Origin of the sequence: Kribbella sp. CCNWLW201 (assembly GCF_037203805.1) — a bacterium.
GTDB lineage: Bacteria > Actinomycetota > Actinomycetes > Propionibacteriales > Kribbellaceae > Kribbella.
In genome coordinates this window covers 1-18,554 of sequence record NZ_JBBCBQ010000003.1, presented here as the reverse complement: position 1 = coordinate 18,554, position 18,554 = coordinate 1, and the positions used below count along the sequence as shown (strand labels likewise).

Below are 18,554 nucleotides of genomic sequence, written 5' to 3'. Positions count from 1 at the left end.
GGCTGAGCTCGTCAGGCGCGGCTGAGGCGGGCGTGCAGGAGGTCTAGCTGAGCGGGGTTGCTGGTGAGTTCGAGGGCCAGCCGATCGGCATGCTGAGCCTCCTCGGGTCTGCCGTCGGCGCGGAGCAGTTCGCCGTGGATCGCATGGAAGAGCGGATAGTTCCGGAGAGCGGGTTCGAGCTCGTCGAGTTCGGCCAGGGCAGCCTTGCTGTCTTCGACGTACCGGACGGCGACAGCGCGGTGAAGCCGGGTGATGGGGGTCGGCTGGAGCTGCATCAGCATGTCGTAGAGGACGAGGATCTGTCGCCAGTCGGTGTCGGCCCAGGTGGTCGCTTCACAGTGGCAGGCGGCGATGGCGGCCTGGAGTTGGTACGGGCCGGGGGAGCGGTGTCGGCGCGCCGTACGGGTCAGCAGAGCGGTCGCGTCCGCGATGGCTGGTTGGTCCCACCTGGTCCGGTCCTGGTCTTGCAGGAGGACGAGGTGTCCGTCGCTGGTGAATCTCGCGGCAACGCGGGCGCGATGCAGACGGATCAGCGCCAGCAGGCCGGTGACTTCGGGCTCGTTGGGGAGCAGACCGGCCAAGAGCGCGGTGAGCCACTCGGCGTCGTCGACCAGGTCGCGGGAGTGCGCACGCTCGCCGGTGCTGGACAGGTAGCCCTCGTTGAAGAGCAGGTAGATGACGGTCAGTACTTCGTTCAGTCGCTCGGGCAACTCGTCGTCGCGGGGGATGCGGTACGGGATGCCGGCGCCGGCGATCTTTCGCTTCGCCCGGGTGATGCGTTGACCGACCGTTGATTCAGGCGCGAGGAACGCGGCGGCGATCTGGGCGGTGGTCAGGCCGCAGACCACCCGGAGGGTCAGGGCGATCTGGGCCTCCCGCGACAGCGCCGGGTGGCAGCAGGTGAAGATCAGCCGGAGCCGGTCGTCGGGTGCCGACGGGACCGGCCATTGCAGCTGGGTCAGCTTGGTGCGGTAGTTCTCCTGCCGCCTCAGTACGTCGAGGCCACGCCGCTTGGCGACCGTGAACAGCCAGGCATCCGGCCGGTCCGGGATCCCTTCCTCCGGCCAGCGCCGAAGCGCGGTCTCGACGGCGTCTTGCACCAGATCCTCGGCGGCCGAGAAATCGCCCAGCAGCGACATCAGGGATGCTGCGAGCCGGCCCGCGTGCTCACGTACGACGCGGGCCAACTCGTCGGCGGCGTGGTCTTCGGTCATGACTCCACTGGGCGGATCTCGACCACCGGGCAGCCTGGCCAGGTTTTGACCATCCGCAGTGCCTCGTCGAGGTCGGCGACGTCAATGACCATGAAGCCGGAGATGACCTCCTTGCCCTCCATGAACGGGCCATCGGTGGTGACCAGCCCGCCGTCGTTCAGCCGGACCGTCGTGGCCGTCTCCGCGCCCTGCAGCTTGGCGCCGCGATTGGTGATCTTCGCCGCGTGGTCAGTGAACCAATCGGTGACCCGCTGATAGGCCTGCTCCAGCTCGGCCGGGCTCAGCGCCTCGAACTCTTTGGCGAACTCCTCGGTCTCGACGAACATGAGCACGTACTTCACGTGCACCACCTCCTGTAGTCAGTCTGGCCGGTCGCGGGTCAGTCGGCGGGGAGGTCGGCGTACAGATCGACTCCGTTGCCGGACGGGTCGGCCACGGTCGCGTACCGCATCCGCCACGGCGCATCAAACGGCTCCTGCAGCCCGGTGACCCCGTCCGCGACGAGTTCGGCGTACGTGGCGTCGACGGCGGCCGGCGACTCCAGCTGGAACGCCAGGAAGGTCCTTCCCATCGCCGGTGGATGCCAGCCGGCGGTGATCTTGCGGCGGGACTCGTCGGTGTCGAGCATCAGATGCAGCCCGTTCGGCAGGTCGCAGCCGGCGTGGTCGTCCGGCATGTACTGATCCCGCTCGAACTCCAGCCCGAGCCTGCGGTAGAACGCGATCGCGGCGCCCAGATCTGTGACGGCGATATCGAGCGCGTTGACAGTCGCTTGCATGATCGTTCCTCCTCGGTGAATGTGCCTACACAAAGCTGACGATCAGCGGTACGCCGGATCCGACAGCCGGCCGAATCAGCGGGGATGGGTCTCGTACATCCGTACGGCGACGACGAGGCCCGAGGCGGCCGTGATCGCGGCGACTGTCCAGATGGCCGCCGGGATACCCCAGAGGTCGGCGATCGCACCGGCCAGCAAAGCACCGACGGCGAACCCGCCGTCGCGCCACAACCGGTAGACGCCGACGGCACGGGCACGCCAGGTCGGCTCAGCGACGTCCCCGACGGCCGCGAGCAGGGTCGGATAGACCGCCGCCGTACCGAGGCCGAGTGCTGTCAGCGCGACGATCCAGCCGGTGAGATCGGTGCTGGCGGCAACCAGTGCGAGGGCGGCGGCCTGCAGGATCATGCCGCCGGCGATGAGCCATTTGCGCCCGATCCGGTCCGAGAGCGTGCCGGTCGCGAGCTGGGCGAATCCCCACACCGCGGGGTAGAGAGCGCCGAGCAGCCCGATCTCGGCCAGGCCGAGGCCGTGGCCGGCGAACAGGATCGGAAACAGTCCCCAGGCCAGGCCGTCGTTGAGATTGTTCACCAGACCGGCCTGCGACGCTGCCGACAGCGCGGGTTCGGTGAAACTGGTGCGGGTGAAGACCTCCCGAGTCGTCAGCCCCTGGTGCGTCGTACCTGCCTCATGGTGGGCATGAGGCAGGGTCTCGCGTACGACGAGGGTCGAAAGGCCGAGCCCTAGTGCGGCGAAGGCGGCGCCGAGCAGGAACGGCGCCGGCCGCAGCCCGTACGCGTCGGCGAGATAGCCGGTGGCCATTGCCGTCCCGGCGACGGCGACGTAGCCCGCTGCTTCGTTGAGCCCCATGGCGAGGCCGCGCCGGGCAGGGCCGACCAGGTCGATCTTCATGATGACGGTCGTCGACCAGGTGAGTCCCTGGTTGACACCGAGCAGGACATTCGCGGCGATCACCCAGCCCCAGCTCGGGGCCCAGATCAGCAGCAGCGGCACGGGGAGGCCGACGAGCCAGCCGGCCACGAGCACGGGCTTGCGGCCGAAGCGGTCCGACCATGTGCCGGCGAAGAAGTTGGTGATCGCCTTGACCAGCCCGAAGGCGAGGATGAACGTCAGCGCGCTGGTGTAGGCGGTGACGTGGAACGTGCGCTCGGCCAGCAGCGGCAGGACGATGCGTTCCTGACCGAGCATGCCGCCGACCAGCGCGTTGACCGCGACGAGCAGCATGAACTGGGCGAGGTTGGCCCGCAGGCCCAGCTGGAGGGTCACGCCAGTGATCTGCCGGTCGCGGCCGTCCAGTCGTCCACCCCGCCTTCGAGCACTGCGACGCCGACGTGGCCGGCCCGCCGCAGGATGCTCGCGGCCGTCATCGCGCGTTCGCCATGACCGCACATCACCACCACGGGCTCGGCCGGGAGGTCAGCCACGTGATCGGGGAGATCGCCCAGCTCGACATGCAGGGCGCCCGGGAGGTGGCCGCTGTGGAACTCGTTGTCCTGCCGGACGTCGAGTACCCGGCTGGTGCCGATCTCGCTCGCGGTGAGCAGTGGGGTCCGGGTGCTGGGGCCATCCCAGGCGGCCATACCGCCGGACAGTTCGCCGACTGGTGCGTCGTACCCGATCTTGATGGCCTGCCACACGATCTCGGTCAGATCCTGGTCCGGGCTACGGACGATGAGATACGGCGTGGTGGGAGTGAGGAGCCAGCCGAGCCACGAGGCGAAGGCAGCCCTGAGCGGGATCGACAGCGCACCTGGGAGATGCCCGGCGGCGAAGTCGCGCACCGGTCGTACGTCGATCACCACGGCGCCGAGCCGGCTGAGCTTGGCGACACTCGACGCGTCCAGACCCGGAACGACCGGCTCTCCCGCGACAGCGCGACCGCGGCGGTTCTCCGCGGGCAGGCCGAGGAAGTACGGCGGGAAGCTGCCCAGGCCGCCGAGCAGCTCCTTGATGAACGTGTCCTCGTCAGCCGCGGTCAGCAGCGGGTTCGTCGCCTTCTCCCGCCCGATGGTCGATGTCCGCTCGGCGCCACCGGGTGCGGAACAGAACGATCCGGCGCCGTGCGTCGGCCAGACGGGCGTGGTGTCAGGCAGCTCGGCCAGCCGCCGCAACGATCGGTACTGCGCGCGGCTGAGTGACTGGGTCTGGTCGCTGCCGGAGAGGTCGGTGCGGGCGGCGCCGCCGACGATCAGCGATCCGCCGGTGAACACTCCGAGCGTGTTCGGCCCGTCGAGCAACTCGAACGCCAGGTGCTCGCCGGTGTGGCCGGGTGTCGCCAGGGCCCGCAAGGTCAGTCCGCCGAGATCCACCTCATCTCCGTCGCTCAGTCCGACGTGGTCGAACATCCGGCCGCCGGCCGCGGATGCCAGCACGCGGGCGCCGTACACCTCGGCGAGTTGCAGGGCACCGGACAGGAAGTCGGCATGCAGGTGGGTGTCGGCCGCGAACGCCACAGTGAGATTGCGGCGCTCGGCCTCCAGCTGGAATGCCCGGAGGTCCAGTGACGGGTCGACCGCGAGCGCGCGACCACCGCCCAGCTCGACCAGGTACGCCGAGTTGCCCAGCCCGTCATCGATCACGGGAGTGATGATCTTGTCGCCTCTGTCGGCCACTTCTACACTATTCCATGAATATTTGGAGGACTGTCAATGGGTGACGCGACCCGCAAGGCCGAGCTGTTCGACGAGTTCGCGAAGGTCGGGAAGGCACTGGCCAGCGCCAAGCGGCTGGAGCTGCTGGATCTGCTCGCTCAGGGAGAGCGGTCGGTCGAGTTGCTGGCCGGACGGGCCGGACTCGGCCTCACCACCGCGTCGAACCATCTGCAGATCCTGCGGTCCGCGGGACTGGTGACGACCCGCAAGGCCGGGACCAGGGTGTACTACCGACTGAGCGGCGCCGAGGTGGCCGAGCTCTGGTCGCGCCTGCGGGGCGTCGCCGCCACGCACGTGGCCGGAGTCGACCGGGCCAGGGTCGCCTACCTGGGCGATGACGACATCGCCGAACTGACCAGGGATGAGTTGCTGCAGCGCCTGGAAGCCGGTGATGTCACGCTGATCGACGTACGGCCGGGGGAGGAGTACGCCGCCGGCCACATCCCGGGTGCCGTGTCCGTTCCGGTGGACGAGCTCGCGGCCCGGATCGCGTCGTTGCCGGCCGGGAAGACGATCGTTGCCTACTGCCGCGGGGCGTACTGCGTACTGGCCCACGAGGCGGTCCGCGCGCTCACCGCCGAAGGTCTGGACGCCGTCCGGCTGACCGAGGGCATGCTCGAATGGCGCCTGGCGGACCTCCCGGTCGCGGTCTGAGCGCAATCAACGGGGGTGGTGGGGGATGGGTGTCGACGAGATGCTGGCCGCGGCTCGCGCGGACCTGGTGCGACTCGAGCCTGCGGCGGCCTGGGCCGCGGCGCAGGAGCCCGGAACGTTCCTGGTGGACAGTCGTCCGGAGTTCCAACGGCGGGTGGGTGGTGGGCTCCCGGGCGCCATCGTGATCGAGCGGAACCACCTGGAGTGGCGCCTCGATCCATCCAGTCCGGGCCGCATTCCCGAGGCTGTGGACGCCACGATCCGGTGGATCGTCGTGTGCGAGGCCGGCTACGCGTCCAGCCTCGCCGCGGACTCCCTGCGTCACCTCGGGCTGAGTCGCAGTACCGACGTCATCGGCGGCTTCCAGGCCTGGGTAGCCGCGGGTCTACCGGTCGAAACGGTCGCCTCCCCTCGCCCACCCCGCGGCCCAGGCGAAGCCGGTAGCTAGCAGGAGGTACGACGTACTGCAGTCGGTGCGGGCCTACCGGGCTGACGCGAGTGGGACCGGTGTGTCCTGGCCGGGCCAGGTGCCGGTGAGGAGTGTGCCGGTGAGTTCTGGGGTGGGGTCGAGGCGGCGGACGATCGACAGTTCGACCGAGTCGGTGGTGATGACCGTTGGGTCGGAGTCGACGACCTGCTGAATCGTGCCGACGGCGCGCGGGCTTGTGTCGGCCGGTGCGTCGCTCGCGATGCTCATGCTGAGTTCGCGCGGCTCGAGGCGGTCGCCGACCTTGAGAAACAGGTCGGCCTGCCCGGCGTTCGCCAGGATCGCGTGCGCCAGCGCCGCGACGTACACGGGGTCGCCGGTGCCGTCGTAGATCCACCGCTTGCCCAGGGCTGAATGCTCGGCGGTTGCCAGCAGCAGGTCGTCCGCGCCGGTCAGCGGCGCCTCGCGATACGTGAGCGGCACCTGGTACACAGGCCCGTCGCCGGAGCGAACGAGCATCGTCTCGAGTCCGACCGCTCCGGCCGGGTCGTCGAAGCGGAACGACGCAACTCGCTCCACCTCACCCTTCGGCCCGCCGTACCAGCTGCGCGTCGGCAGCCAGTCGGTCAGGAGTTCGAGCTTGCTGGGGCGCAGTGTCGCCTGATGGAGAAGAGCCATGCGCGCATCGTAGATCCGGCCTCCGACAAGCGGCTCACTCGTCGATGTGGCGGGTTTCGCGGACCTCCCGGTGGGAGGTGTTGGAGCGTTGGCTGACGAAGAACATGGCGATGACGAGGCCGAGTGCACCGGCGCCCATCAGGATGTAACCGACAGCGGTCAGGTCGACACCACTCAGCCGGTCTGACACCGCAAACGCCAGAATCCCGCCTAAAGCAAGCAGGAACACAGACACACCGATACCCATGAGGAACTCCTCACGCTCAGCCCCGTTGGAAATGCGAGCACTCTCGCGGTACCCGGGCTGTCACCGCACAAACAGAATCTGAGTACCCGCGGTACCCGAGATGACGGAGGTGGTGTCGTCCAGGGAGCCGATGGCGGCGTGGGCTCCGGTTGCCTCGACGAAGTGCCGAGCGGCGGTGATCTTTGGACCCATCGAGCCGGCCGGAAAGTTGAGCGAGGCAAGCGTTCGGGTGTCGACCCGGCCGAGCGGACGCTGAGCCGGAGTCCCGTAGTCGAGATACACCGCCGGTACGTCGGTCAGCATGACCAGCAGGTCCGCACGCAACTCGATGGCGATGAGCGCGGCCGTAGCGTCCTTGTCCACAACCGCCTCAACGCCCTTCAGCCCGGTCGGGCCCTCGACGACCGGTACGCCGCCTCCGCCGGCCAGGATGACCGTGACCCCGTTCTGCAGGAGCAGCTCGGCAGCGTCGAGTTCCAGCACCCGCTGGGGTGCGGGAGAAGGCACGACGCGCCGCCACTCAGAGCCGTCCTGCCGCACTGACCAGCCGGACGTGAGAGCGAGCTCGCGGGCCCGCTCCTCCGGATAGCCGGTCCCGACGTACTTCGTCGGCACGTTGAACGCGGGGTCGTACGCATCGACCACGGTCTGAGTCACCAGGGTGACGGCGCGGCGGCTGAGCCCGGCGTTGCTCAGCGCCTGCTGGACCCAGTACCCGATCACACCCTGCGTCTCGGCGACCAGATCGCTGAGTGGGTAGGGCTTCGACAGGCTCGTATCGGTGAAACTCTCCAACGCCAGCAGCCCGACCTGAGGACCGTTGCCGTGCACAATGACGACTTCGTTGTCCTCAGCAACCTTGGCCAGCGCCGGGGCGGCCGCGGCCAGGTGTGCGACCTGTACGTCGGCATCCGGGCGCTCACCACGCCGTAGCAGTGCGTTCCCCCCGAGCGCGATCACTATCCGCATGCTTCAGAGTGCCACGACAACTCGGCTCAGTTGAGCCTGAACGGCTGGATGACCTCGGTGCGCCAGCGCTGGGTGCGGTTCGGCGGGTCGTGGTAGACCTCCCACGCGTCGCCCGCGCGAGCCCCGTGCTCGGCCTCGAGCCAGTCGTCCAGCGCCTGGTAGGCGGCACCCAGCTCCTCGTACGTACCCACGTGCCAGGCGACGACCACGTGCCCGCCGGGCAGGCAGGACGGCAGGATCTGGCGATCGCCGCTGATCCGCACCGCCACCGGGAATCCGGCCTCCACCTCGAAGAGCCCATCGGCCCGGACATGAGACCGGGCGAACGGGAACCCGCACGGCGCGATGCCGTGCCGGCGCAAGTACTCGGCCACGACGTCGAACGCCGTACGGAACCAGCCCCGCACCTCGTCACGGTGCAGGGTCGCACGCAGTACGGCGGTCGGTTGCTCGTGCACGATCCGGGATTCGGGGTGGTCGGTGCGCACGGTCTCCTCCCTGGGGCCAGAAGTCCAGCCTACGACCGGGGCCAGAGTTCAGCCTACGATCGCGACCGGCCGTTGCACATCCTGCGAAAGGCCCGGACAGTTCGGGACTTTAGACCCTGTCGGAGCCGATGGCGCCGACGCCATGCTTGGGGAACAGAGGGGGGCCTCGCCGGCTCGCCGGGAAGCGGATGACAGGTGGCGAAGGGCGGACAGCCACCGACCACACCGCATCCCGGCGGGCCGGAGGACTGTATTCAACTCAGCGGAGCGCGCAGCTCGAGCACCGTGCCCTGCGGCTGGTTGGACTGCAGCAGGACGGTGCCGCCGAGGAGCTGGGCGCGCTCCCGAAGATTGCGGAGGCCACTCTGACGATGCCCCGCGTCCATGCCGACACCGTTGTCAGCGACCCGGGAGACGACCTCCCCGTTGGCCACGGTGACATTGACCGTGACCTCGGATGCCTGGGCATGCCGTACGACGTTCGACAACGACTCCCGGATCGCGGCCAGGATCTGCGGCCGCACGGTCACCGGTATGGCGGTGTCCAGCGGACCCTCGCAGGTGAGCCGCGGCCGGAAGCCGAGCGGCTCGGCGTACTCCGCGACCAGCGACTCGACGTCGTCCCGCAGCGATCGGTGGCCGGGTTGGTGATGCAGCGCGTAGATGGCGGCCCGCAGGTCGCGGATGGTGGCGTCGATGTCCTGAACGGCCCGGCCGAGACGCTCCTGGACGTCCGGTTTGACCATCCGGTGCATGCTCTGCAGTTGTAGGCCGGTCGCGAACAACCGCTGGATGACCAGGTCGTGCAGATCACGGGCGATCCGGTCGCGATCCTCCAGCACCGCGATCATCGACTGGTCCCGCTGGGCCTGCGCCCGGTCCAGCGCGAGCGTCGCCTGACCCGCGAACATCCGCACCAGGTCGGTGCCCTCGAGCACGCTTCCATGTTCGGCCGCGACCAAGAGCAGACCACCGGACACGTGGGTGCCGGCCGGCAGCGGAGCCATCACGCTGCGTCCCAGCAACTCGATCTCCGGTACGTCGACCAGCCGGCCGCTCTCCTTCACCGCCCGGGCGAGATCGTCGATCACCACCTGGCGATCGCCGTGCACGACGTCACCGATCCCCGGGACATCGCCGGGCACTCGCCGGCCGACGTACTGCTGGAACTGCTCGGGCCCGTCGATCGCCTCGATCACCAGGTCGTCGTCACTGGACAACAGGACGACGCCGACCAGCGAACCCGACACTTCGCGCGCCCGCCGGGCGATCAGCCGGAGCGCGTCGCCCGGGTCGAATTCGCCGAGCATCAGCTGGGTGATCTCAGCGGTGACCTCGTGCCAGCGGCGTCTGCGCTCGGTGTCGGCGTACAGGCGGGCGTTGTCGATGACGACGCCGGCTGCCGCCGCCAGCGCGGTCACGGCACGCTCGTCTTCCGCGGTGAAGTCGGCGCCTGCTGCCTTCTCAGTCAGGTACAGGTTGCCGTAGACGTGCTCCCGGGTCCGGATCGGTACGCCGAGGAAGCTCTTCATCGGCGGATGGTTCGGCGGGAACCCGAAGGACTGCGGATGGGCGGTCAGGTCCTGGAGGCGCAGCGGCACCGGCTGCTCGATCAGCAGGCCGAGGAGCCCGTGCCCTTCCGGCAGGGGACCGATCGCGGCGATCTCGGCCTCGGTGAGGCCGTGCGTGATGAACCGGACCATGCGCTTGCCATCGGCACCGACCACCCCCAGCGCTCCGTACCGGGCCTCGACGAGTTCGCAGGCGGCGGTGACGATCCGGTCCAGCGTGCTGCTGAGGTCCAGGTCGGCGCCGATCCCGATCACAGCGTCCAGGAGAGCCTTGTCCACGCGGTCCTTCGACGTCCCTCCCACGCTGTCCACCGTACGGAATGCAGGCGCCGATTGGGAACGAAGCGACGAGTCAGGGCCTCGGGCGCTGACCCCAGGGGAGCAGGCGGCGGCCGCTGAGCGACTCGGCGCCGAGGCGGATCAGCCGCTGCTCCTGCAACGGCGCCCACGGTCGCAGCGGCATGGCCCGCCGCAGCTCGGCCGCCTCGTCCGGCGGTACGACGGACAAGTGGCCGACCGCGGTCACGGTCCAGCCGGTGTGGCGTTCGAGGTCGACCTCGTCCACCTCGAACGCGACCACGTCACCCCGCTCGGCGGCCTGGAGTTTCTCCCCGCCGTCGGAGGCGAAGACGATCGTGTCGCCGTCGACCGTGAAGTTGACCAGCCGGACGGCGGGCAGTCCACCTTGGGTGAAGACGAACCGGCCGACCGGGACGGACTGGAGCAGCCGCAGGCACTCGTCCGGGTCGAGGATCTCGAGGCCGGTCCGATCGAACCGCCGTACCGTTTCCATCAGCGGGTCACCAGGTGCGGATACGGCGTCCACTGACGTGCTCCGGCTCGATGACGACGAGAACGTCCACGTTCTCCCAAGGGTCCGCGCCCCACTTCTGCAGCGTGCACTTTCCCGAGATCAGCACGCTCCAGCCCTCGCCAGCGGCCGCGTCGAGCCGATCCACCTCGAAGGCCACCGGTCCATCGCCGTACCGGGCGATCGCGGTGGTCGCTCCGGTCCGGAACGCGATCCTCCGGTCGTGCAGCTTGAAAGTCACGGGCATCACGGATAGCCGGCCCGCCAGCACGAACGCGACCCGGCCGGGGCCGCCGGGTGCGAGCAACTCGAGGCACTCGTCCTCCCGCAGGTGATCCAGGACCGGGTGCCGCGCGGACGATCCGCGCACCGGGATCCGTCGAATGCGGTCGGCCACTGTGGAGTCCAACGCCCCGGCCAGCCGGATCAGTGCTCCAGCCGTCAGCGTGTCCTCGTCGACTCGCGCAGGCCCCTCAGACTGCGCGAGTTCGACGAGGTTCACCCGCTTGGGCTGATCACCACCGTTCGTCGACTGGGAGTGGTCGGACGCTGTCACCTGGGGGCTCCTTTCAGACAGGTCCCATCTCACCTGTCCAGGCCCACGTCGGCGCAGGGCCAGAAGTCCCATCGATTCGGGACCTGCGTCACCTGCGCTTGAAGACGAGCAGTTCGGTACGGCCGCCACTGAGCGGGACGAAGTGCCGGCCGACCAGTTCGAGGTCGCGCTGGGCCATGAAGTGCAGCACCCAGTCGCGCGGCGCGATCGAGTAGATCGCCCCACGGGCAGGCTCGGCCAGCCACGTCTTCGTCATCTGCGAGTCCATGCAGTCGTCGGTGATCAGGTCGAATGCCACCGTGCCGCCCGGACGGACGACTCGGGCCATCTCGTCGAGGTAACAGACGGCCGTCACGAACGGGATGTAGCAGAGCAGTTTGTGCGAGTGCACGAGGTCTACCGTGCCCGACCCGGTCGAGGCCAGCGAGTGGCCATCCGCGGGCTGGAACGTGAGCTCGGGGAACTCGTCGCGCAGATAGCGGATCCAGTCCGGCGCCGTTTCGTACACCTCGTAGGCCTGCGGTCGCAGCGCCGTGATCACCCTGTTCGTGTACCGGCCGGAGCCGGGCCCGATCTCGACGACTCTGCCAAGGTCGATGGCCTCGCTCAGACCGCTCGCCCCGAGCATCACATCGACCGTCTCGGCGGTCGCCCCCGGCTCCGAGCTGTAGTGGTCGAGGTAGTCCCCGACCGAAAGTCCCGCCTCCTCGGCGCGTTTGATCGTACGACGTGCCGGCAGGAACGGACTGATCAGCGGGTCCGTCGTGAACCCGCGCACCAGCTGTACCCCGAACGGGCGGAGTACTCCGTTGACACCCGCCTGTAGTCGACCCAGAACAGACATGCGATTCCCCCCACTCGGCAATTTCCCCCGGCCGCTCCGGCTATCCTGCGCACCCGCTCGTCCCGAAGTCCACTCCGAATCGCCTTGTAAACAAGGTGTTTCACTGCTACCCCTCACGGTCAGCGCAGCCCCCGTCGCAGTCTGCCGATGTCGTCACCGCTGTGTAGCAGCCGTCGCACAGTCAGCAGTGCTGTGGACTGGTGAGGCCGTGCGGGTGCACGCTGAGAGTGACGGTGTTCGGAGGTGCGTCATGGACGTGCGTGACAGTGTGATCGTCTGTGGGATCGACGGTTCGGCGGCGGGACAGCGAGCGGTCGAATGGGCCGCCGACGAAGCCGAGCGCCGGGGTTCCCGGCTGCGAGTGGTGACGGTGTGGTCGTGGGACGGCCTGGAATCGGGGTCGTCGATCAGCAGCCCGGCCGAGGCCCGGCGGCGCGCCGGGGAGATCCAGAGCGACTCCTTGAATTCCCTGGTGGCGCGGAGCCTCGAGCTCGCGATCGAGCGGCAGGTGCTCGAGGGCCGGCCGAGCGAGCAGATCTGCGAGGCAGCCCTCGACGCGGACCTGATCGTGCTCGGCAGCCACGGGCACGGCGGCTTCCACGACGCGTTGGTGGGCTCGACCAGCCTGCACGTCATCCGCCATGCACCGTGTCCGGTGGTGCTGCTCCCGGATCCGCGGCGGGCTGAGCGTGAACACAAACGCTTCGAGCACCGTCGACACCTGACCCGCCCGCAGGGCGCCAGCCCGATGTTCTGACGACCCCGAAGTCGCTGCCTGGTGGCCTGCGCAGGGCTCATTCTTGGGCTATGGACAAAGGGGTGGGGCGGCTTTCGTACCTGGACTGGTTACGGGTGCTGGCTGTGTTCGGGGTGTTCGTGTTCCACACGCTGCGGCCGTTCGACGATGCCGATTGGCATGTGAAGAATGCCGAGCGCAGCGAGGGCATCTCGATCGGGATCGCGTTCCTCGGGTTGTGGGGGCTCGCGTTCTTCTTCCTGTTGTCGGGGGCGGGCGCGTATCTGGCGTTGCGGTGGCGGACCGCGGGCGGCTTCGTGAAGGAGCGGCTGCTCCGGTTGCTGCTTCCGTTCGTGATCGCGTACGTCCTGCTGTCGCCTCCGCAGTACCTGATCGAGGAGAACCACAAGGGCCGGGAGGGCGCGTCGTTGAAGGCGTTCTTCAGTGACCTTGGTGGTGACGCACCGCTGTGGCTACGCGATACCTACCACCTGTGGTTCCTGGTCTATCTGCTGCAGTTCGCTTTCCTCGGTCTGCCGATCTTCCTCTGGCTTCGCGGCCCGCAGGGTCGGCGGCTGGTCGACTGGATCGCCGTACGCTGCGAAGGTCGCGGGACGATCCTGTTGCTGGCCGTGCCACTCGCGCCGGTGCACCTTCTGCTGCTGGCCGCGCCGGGTCCGGATCACGGCTGGGGCGAGTTCGTGTTCTTCTTCGACTTCTTCGTGGTCGGTTTTCTGGTGCTGTCGGACGACCGATTGATCGCAGCGGTACGACGAGACGCCGTACCCGGCCTCGTCCTCGGAATCGGCGCGTTCGTCACCGGCGTGGTCACCGGGATCATCGACTTCCTCGAGGGCTGGTGGGAGGACCCGGGGTATTCCTGGCCGTACGTCTGGTACTCGTTGCTGATCACCCTCGCGGTCTGGGGCTGGCTGGTCGCCGTACTGGGCGGCGGCATGCGCCTGCGTGCGTTCCAGCGACCGCTGCCGACCCCGCTCGCGCGTGCCGCGATGCCGTTCTTCCTGGTCCATCAACCGGTCATCCTGGTGATCGCGTACTACGTCGTCGAGTGGAACGCCGGCCTCGGTGCGAAATACGCCGTACTGATGCCGGCGGCCTTCCTGGTCTCAGCGGGACTGGCCTGGCTGCTGTCGGTTCTCCCGGGTGTCTCGGTCCTCGTCGGCGTGAAGCGGACACGGGTGCCAGTCGAGCATCGGCTGGACAGATCGCAGGAAGACCGACTGGGGGAGTAACCGAGCGGCCGTGTTGCGGAGCGGGACCGCGAGGCGGCCGGACGCCTGGGCGAAGGCGCCGAAGCGGGCCGACTGCCGCGCGATCTGCTGGGTACGGCGGCGGCGTCGCTGGTCGTAACGCGTCAGACCGAGCGAGATGTCGGGTGTCGATTCAAGGGCTTCGGCGAGTTCGACCGCGTCCTCGAGGGCGGTCCCGCCGCCTTGACCGAGATCCGGGGTCATCGCATGGGCGGCGTCTCCGAGCAGCGCGACCCGGTCGGCGACGTAGCTGGGCAGTGGCGGGAGCCGGTAGATGTCGTGGCGCAGGATCTCGGCGCCGGTGAGGCTGTCGAGAACTGCCGGGATCGGGTCGTGCCAGTGGCCGAAGCGACGCTTGAGTTCGCTGAGGTCGTCGGCGTACTCGATGCCGGGCGGCGTACGTGCCGTGAAGTAGCAGTAGATGGCGCCGTCGGCGAGGCGGAAGATGCCGACCCGCTCGCCTCGGCCCCAGCTCTCGCTGACCTCCGCGTCCAGCTCGGGCGCGGGAGCGATCAGCCGCCAGGTGGTGTACCCGGCGTAGACGGGTGGTGCGGCATCTGGCCACAGGGCCGCACGGACGGTACTGCGGAGTCCGTCGGCGCCGACCAGGACATCTGCAGCGTGCAGGTGATCGGCCTCCGTGTTCAGCTTGATCAGGTCGGCGGGTAGGGCAGAGCTGAGGATGTCGAGCAGCACCGACCGGCGGAGCACCAGCGTGTCCCCGTAGTGCGTCCGCATCTGCGATCGGAACAGCCACCGCCCGCGCGAGTCCCGGAACCCCCCGGCGCCCTCGACGGCACCGTACTCGCGGGCCTGATCACCAACCCCGAGCAGGTCCAGCGCACCTACGGCGTTGGGCCACAACGAGATGCCCGCGCCGACCTCCCGGAGCGCCGGTGCGCGCTCGAAAACGGTGGTGTTCCAGCCGCGGCGATGCAGGGCGATCGCGGCGGCCAGACCGCCGATGCCGGCTCCGACAATCACTGCGTTCCGCTCGGACACACCACCACCCCCAGCGAGAAGCTAGACGCTGCGCAGTACCGACACCACGATGCCGAGAATGACCGCGTTGTCGCCGTCGATGACGTCGTACGCCGGGTTCCGCGGCTCCAGGAACACGTGCCCGTTGCGGCGTCGGAACACCTTGACCGTCGCCTCCTCGTCGATCATCGCGGCGACGATCTGACCGGAGTGTGCCTCGGACTGCTGCCGGACCACGACGATGTCGCCGTCGCAGATGGCCGCGTCGATCATCGACTCGCCCCGGACCCGCAGGCCGAAGACGTTCCCGCGCCCGGTCAGCTCGCGCGGCAACTGCATCACGTCGTCCACGTGCTCGATCGCGGCGATCGGCGTACCGGCGGCGATGTCACCGACCACGGGCACCGGCACCGAGTCCTCGCCCGACTCCCGGGTCGCCGTCTCCTGCAGGAACATCCGTACGTCGATCGGCCGCGAGACCGACGGGCTCCGGCGCAGGAACCCCTTGTCCTCGAGGCTGGCCAGATGCTTGGACACCGATGAGGAGGACTTCAGCCCGACCGCGTCCCCGATCTGCCGGCTGCTGGGAGCGTAGCCGTACCTGACCACCCAGTCGCGGATCACCACCAGCATCCGCTGCTGCCGCTCCGGCAGCGCCGCCGTGTCCAGGTCCCCGAAAAGCTCCACATCAGTCACCCGCGGAATGCTAGAATCCCGCACCGACAACCTCCGGACCCTCCGCGCCCGAAATGGCAACTTCCCGAGATCGCCTCCGACGTCGCCCACAAGAACAGGTCGAGTCAGGAGGTTGTGATGGACGTCAGCAGAGCGCGGTGGGCAGTGACCGCGGTGTTCTTCGTGAATGGGTGTTTGGTGTCGAGTTACCTCGCCCGGATCCCGTCGATCAAGGTCGAGCACCAGCTGAGCGAGAGCCAGTTGGGCATCATCCTCACCCTGTTCGGCGCGTCCGCGCTGGTATCGATGCAGTTCGTCGGCGGTCTGGTCGCCAAGACCGGCAGTGGTCGGCTGATCCGCCTCGGCCTGGCCCTGCTGCCGCTCCTGCTGGCCGCGGTCGGTCAGGCTCGCGGAGTAGTCCAATTGGGTATCGCGGTCGCACTGATGGGTCTGGTGCACGGTGCGGTCGGCGTGGCCATGAACGCCCACGCCGTCGCCGTCGAACGCCTCCGCGGCCGGCCGATCATGAGCGGCTGCCACGCCGCGTGGAGTGTGAGCGCCGTACTCGCGTCACTTGTGAGTGCTGGGGTCACCCGCGGGGGAGTCGAGATCGGTACTCAGTTCGTCGTGGCCGGAGCCGTGCTGCTGATCGCGGGACAGCTCGCCATCCGCGGGCTGCTTCCGCCGTCAGCCGACCAGTCGGCCAGCAAGCAGCGAGCGTCGGGCGGTTGGACCCGGCCGGTGCTGATCTTCGGCGCGATGGGTTTCGTGGTGATGATCGGCGAGGCGGCCGTGATCAGCTGGAGCGGCGTACTCCTGCACGAGTCGCGCGGCGCCGGCCTGGCCACCGCAGGGCTCGCCTTCACCGCGTTCACCGCCTTCCAGACTTTTGGCCGGCTGATCGGCGACCGCCTGACCGAGCGGTACGGCGCCGACGTTCTGTTCCGTGGCTGCGCGCTGGTGGCCGTGATCGGGCTGACCGTGGTGATCGCCGTACCGGTGTGGCCTGCGGCAATCGCCGGATTCGCTCTGGTCGGACTCGGCGGATCGGTCCTGCTGCCGCTCATCTTCAGCGCGGTCGGCCGGGTGGGCGGCGTCGAGGCGGCGACCGCGGTGTCGCGGCTGACCACCTTCACGTACGCCGGAATCCTGATCGGACCCGCGGTCGTCGGCTGGTTCGCCGCCGCGGTCGGATTGGTCTGGACGTTCACCGGACTGCTGCCGTTGCTGCTCGGCGTGGCGGCCAACGCCCGGCGGATGGCCGGCGGGTCAACGGAGGAGCAAGTTTCCCCGGCAACCTTGACTTCGGAGGGCAGGTAGGAAAAATTCTTCCCTAACATGGCGGTCATGACGGAATGTTTCCGCCATCGGTAAAGGAATGTTTCCTCGAAGGGCGGATCGATGACCACTCCTGACAACCTGTCGCGGCGGCTGTTCCTGCAGCGCGCGGCGGTCGGCACGCTGCTGGCCACCGGTGGCGGCACGCTGCTGTCGGCCTGCGCCAGCGGCGGCAGTGACTCAGGCTCCGGCGGCGGTGGTGGCGCGGAGAAGACCAATGAGAACCCGTTCGGCGTGAAGGGATCCGACCCGCTGGACGTAGTGATCTTCAAGGGCGGGTACGGCGACGACTACGCCAAGGCCCACGAGGACCTCTACAAGAAGAAGTTCGCCGAGACCACGATCAAGCACGCCGGCATCACCGACATCACCCCGCAACTGCAGCCGCGCTTCAACGGCGGCAACCCGCCCGACGTGATCGACAACTCCGGCGCCTCGCTGCTGCCGATGTCGACGCTGGCGACCAGCGGTCAGCTGACCGACCTGACCCAGTTGTTCGACGCGCCGTCGGTCGACGACACGAGCAAGAAGGTCCGTGACACGCTCGAGCCGATCGCGCTCGAGGCGGCGATGCTCAACGGCAAGCCGCTCGTCCTCGAGTACGTCCTGACCGTCTACGCGATCTGGTACAACAAGCCCTTGTTCGCCAAGCACGGTTGGACTCCGGCCAAGACCTGGACCGAGTTCCTCGCGCTGTGCGAGGAGATCAAGAAGGCCGGCATCGCGCCGCTCGCGCACCAGGGCAAGCACGGCAACTACATCGGCGGCGTCGTGATGGACATGGCCGTGAAGCACGGCGGCCACGACGTCATCAAGGCGATCGACGAACTGCAGCCGAATGCCTGGAAGCACGAGTCGATCAAGATGGCGGCCGAGGCGCTGCTGGAGCTCAAGGGCAAGGGCTACATCATGCAAGGCACCGAGGGACTGGATCACATCCAGTCCCAGACCGCGTGGAACCAGGGCAAGGCGGCGTTCATCCCGTCCGGTTCGTGGCTGGAGAACGAGCAGAAGACCGTAGCGCCGAAGGACTTCGAAACGACTGCGACGTACACGCCGCTGCTCGACGGTGCCAAGCTCCCGGTCGACTGTGGTCGCATCGCCGCCGGTGAGAACTTCATCGTGCCGGAGAAGGCGAAGAACAAGGCCGGCGGCCTGGAGTACCTGCGGATCATGCTGTCGAAGGAGGCGGCCGGCAAGTTCACCGAGCTGACCGGATCGCCGACGATCGTGAAGGGCGCGACCGAGGGCATCAAGCTGAGCCCGGGTGCCGCGTCGTCCGACGCCCTGATCAAGTCCGGCGGCGCCAACAACTGGACGCAATACTTCGCCGGCTGGTACTCGACCATGGACAAGCCGTCCCGCAGCATCTACGCCGAACTCGCCGCCGCCCGCATCACCGCCGACGAGTTCTGCAACCAAATGCAGAAACTGGCCGACGACACCGCCAAAGACCCAGCCACCAAGAAGCAAACCCGCAGCTAGGTTTTCCGGGTAAGACGGACTGTGGTTGTGGCGTGCTGCGGTAGGGCGACTGTGGTGTCGCGGCTCCGGGCTGCGTGATGGTGCTAGTCGTGGTGGTGTGCGTCAAGGGCGCCTTCGGCGTCCCTGCGGGAGCTTCGCCCCTTGACCCACACCACCACG

General features: G+C 68.4%; 20 protein-coding genes and 1 pseudogene. 6 read left to right on the top strand and 15 right to left on the bottom strand.

What is annotated here, in order from left to right; genetic code table 11:
* Positions 1–11 precede the first annotated feature (11 nt).
* The 5 genes from V9K99_RS15355 to V9K99_RS15335 form a co-directional block, all read right to left on the bottom strand.
* Positions 12–1,214: an RNA polymerase sigma factor gene (locus V9K99_RS15355; RefSeq protein WP_337012181.1), complete on the bottom strand. Its 1,203-nt coding sequence runs from the start codon at positions 1,212–1,214 to the stop codon at positions 12–14.
* Positions 1,211–1,555: a YciI family protein gene (locus V9K99_RS15350; protein ID WP_337012179.1), complete on the bottom strand. Its 345-nt coding sequence runs from the start codon at positions 1,553–1,555 to the stop codon at positions 1,211–1,213. The genes V9K99_RS15355 and V9K99_RS15350 overlap by 4 nt, the downstream gene beginning before the upstream one ends.
* Positions 1,556–1,593: 38 nt before the next feature.
* Positions 1,594–1,992 carry a VOC family protein gene (locus V9K99_RS15345; RefSeq protein WP_337012177.1) on the bottom strand — a complete coding sequence of 133 codons (399 nt, stop codon included), beginning with the start codon at positions 1,990–1,992 and terminating at the stop codon, positions 1,594–1,596.
* A gap of 75 nt (positions 1,993–2,067) precedes the next feature.
* Positions 2,068–3,279: an MFS transporter gene (locus tag V9K99_RS15340; RefSeq protein ID WP_337012175.1), complete on the bottom strand. Its 1,212-nt coding sequence runs from the start codon at positions 3,277–3,279 to the stop codon at positions 2,068–2,070.
* Complete coding sequence (locus V9K99_RS15335; protein ID WP_337012173.1) at positions 3,276–4,625, bottom strand: MBL fold metallo-hydrolase; 1,350 nt, start codon at positions 4,623–4,625, stop codon at positions 3,276–3,278. Before V9K99_RS15335 ends, V9K99_RS15340 begins: the two co-directional genes overlap by 4 nt.
* 36 nt (positions 4,626–4,661) lie before the next feature.
* Here V9K99_RS15335 and V9K99_RS15330 point away from each other — a divergent pair, with 36 nt between their 5' ends.
* Both V9K99_RS15330 and V9K99_RS15325 read left to right on the top strand, forming a co-directional pair.
* Positions 4,662–5,318: an ArsR/SmtB family transcription factor gene (locus V9K99_RS15330; protein WP_337012171.1), complete on the top strand. Its 657-nt coding sequence runs from the start codon at positions 4,662–4,664 to the stop codon at positions 5,316–5,318.
* A 25-nt stretch (positions 5,319–5,343) separates the two neighbouring features.
* Complete coding sequence (locus V9K99_RS15325) at positions 5,344–5,766, top strand: rhodanese-like domain-containing protein (RefSeq protein WP_337012169.1); 423 nt, start codon at positions 5,344–5,346, stop codon at positions 5,764–5,766.
* A gap of 33 nt (positions 5,767–5,799) precedes the next feature.
* Here V9K99_RS15325 and V9K99_RS15320 read toward each other — a convergent pair whose 3' ends face one another.
* The 8 genes from V9K99_RS15320 to V9K99_RS15285 form a co-directional block, all read right to left on the bottom strand.
* A complete protein-coding gene (locus tag V9K99_RS15320; protein ID WP_337012167.1) occupies positions 5,800–6,423 on the bottom strand; it encodes a CG0192-related protein in 624 nt (207 codons plus the stop codon).
* A gap of 34 nt (positions 6,424–6,457) precedes the next feature.
* The gene (locus tag V9K99_RS15315) at positions 6,458–6,670 is read right to left on the bottom strand and encodes a DUF6458 family protein (protein ID WP_337012165.1); all 213 of its coding nucleotides are present in this window, start codon (positions 6,668–6,670) and stop codon (positions 6,458–6,460) included.
* Between the two features lie 60 nt (positions 6,671–6,730).
* Entirely contained in the window at positions 6,731–7,639 is a 909-nt protein-coding gene (locus V9K99_RS15310) for a carbamate kinase (RefSeq protein WP_337012163.1), read from the bottom strand.
* Positions 7,640–7,665: 26 nt separating this feature from the next.
* Positions 7,666–8,127, bottom strand: coding sequence for a GyrI-like domain-containing protein (locus tag V9K99_RS15305; RefSeq protein ID WP_337012161.1), 462 nt, complete (start codon positions 8,125–8,127; stop codon positions 7,666–7,668).
* A 254-nt stretch (positions 8,128–8,381) separates the two neighbouring features.
* Positions 8,382–10,001, bottom strand: coding sequence for a GAF domain-containing sensor histidine kinase (locus V9K99_RS15300; RefSeq protein WP_337012159.1), 1,620 nt, complete (start codon positions 9,999–10,001; stop codon positions 8,382–8,384).
* 49 nt (positions 10,002–10,050) lie between these two features.
* Positions 10,051–10,491: a pyridoxamine 5'-phosphate oxidase family protein gene (locus V9K99_RS15295; protein WP_337012157.1), complete on the bottom strand. Its 441-nt coding sequence runs from the start codon at positions 10,489–10,491 to the stop codon at positions 10,051–10,053.
* Between the two features lie 7 nt (positions 10,492–10,498).
* Positions 10,499–11,065, bottom strand: a complete 567-nt coding sequence (locus V9K99_RS15290) for a pyridoxamine 5'-phosphate oxidase family protein (protein WP_337012155.1) — start codon at positions 11,063–11,065, stop codon at positions 10,499–10,501.
* Positions 11,066–11,153: 88 nt separating this feature from the next.
* A complete protein-coding gene (locus V9K99_RS15285; RefSeq protein WP_337012153.1) occupies positions 11,154–11,909 on the bottom strand; it encodes a class I SAM-dependent methyltransferase in 756 nt (251 codons plus the stop codon).
* Between the two features lie 250 nt (positions 11,910–12,159).
* Between V9K99_RS15285 and V9K99_RS15280 the strand changes: the two genes are divergently transcribed.
* Positions 12,160–12,666, top strand: a complete 507-nt coding sequence (locus V9K99_RS15280; protein WP_337012151.1) for a universal stress protein — start codon at positions 12,160–12,162, stop codon at positions 12,664–12,666.
* Between the two features lie 50 nt (positions 12,667–12,716).
* Positions 12,717–13,739: pseudogene (locus V9K99_RS15275) on the top strand (acyltransferase family protein); the annotation flags it as partial.
* A 33-nt stretch (positions 13,740–13,772) separates the two neighbouring features.
* On the opposite strand, the gene V9K99_RS15270 reads toward V9K99_RS15275, so the two are convergent.
* Both V9K99_RS15270 and lexA read right to left on the bottom strand, forming a co-directional pair.
* A complete protein-coding gene (locus V9K99_RS15270; RefSeq protein WP_337012149.1) occupies positions 13,773–14,918 on the bottom strand; it encodes an FAD-dependent monooxygenase in 1,146 nt (381 codons plus the stop codon).
* Positions 14,919–14,939: 21 nt separating this feature from the next.
* On the bottom strand, positions 14,940–15,593 hold the full coding sequence (gene lexA, locus V9K99_RS15265) for a transcriptional repressor LexA (RefSeq protein ID WP_337012147.1): 654 nt from the start codon (positions 15,591–15,593) through the stop codon (positions 14,940–14,942).
* 117 nt (positions 15,594–15,710) lie between these two features.
* Here lexA and V9K99_RS15260 point away from each other — a divergent pair, with 117 nt between their 5' ends.
* Entirely contained in the window at positions 15,711–16,892 is a 1,182-nt protein-coding gene (locus tag V9K99_RS15260) for an MFS transporter (RefSeq protein ID WP_337012145.1), read from the top strand.
* 81 nt (positions 16,893–16,973) lie between these two features.
* On the top strand, positions 16,974–18,395 hold the full coding sequence (ngcE, locus tag V9K99_RS15255) for an N-acetylglucosamine/diacetylchitobiose ABC transporter substrate-binding protein (protein WP_337012143.1): 1,422 nt from the start codon (positions 16,974–16,976) through the stop codon (positions 18,393–18,395).
* Positions 18,396–18,554 lie beyond the last annotated feature (159 nt).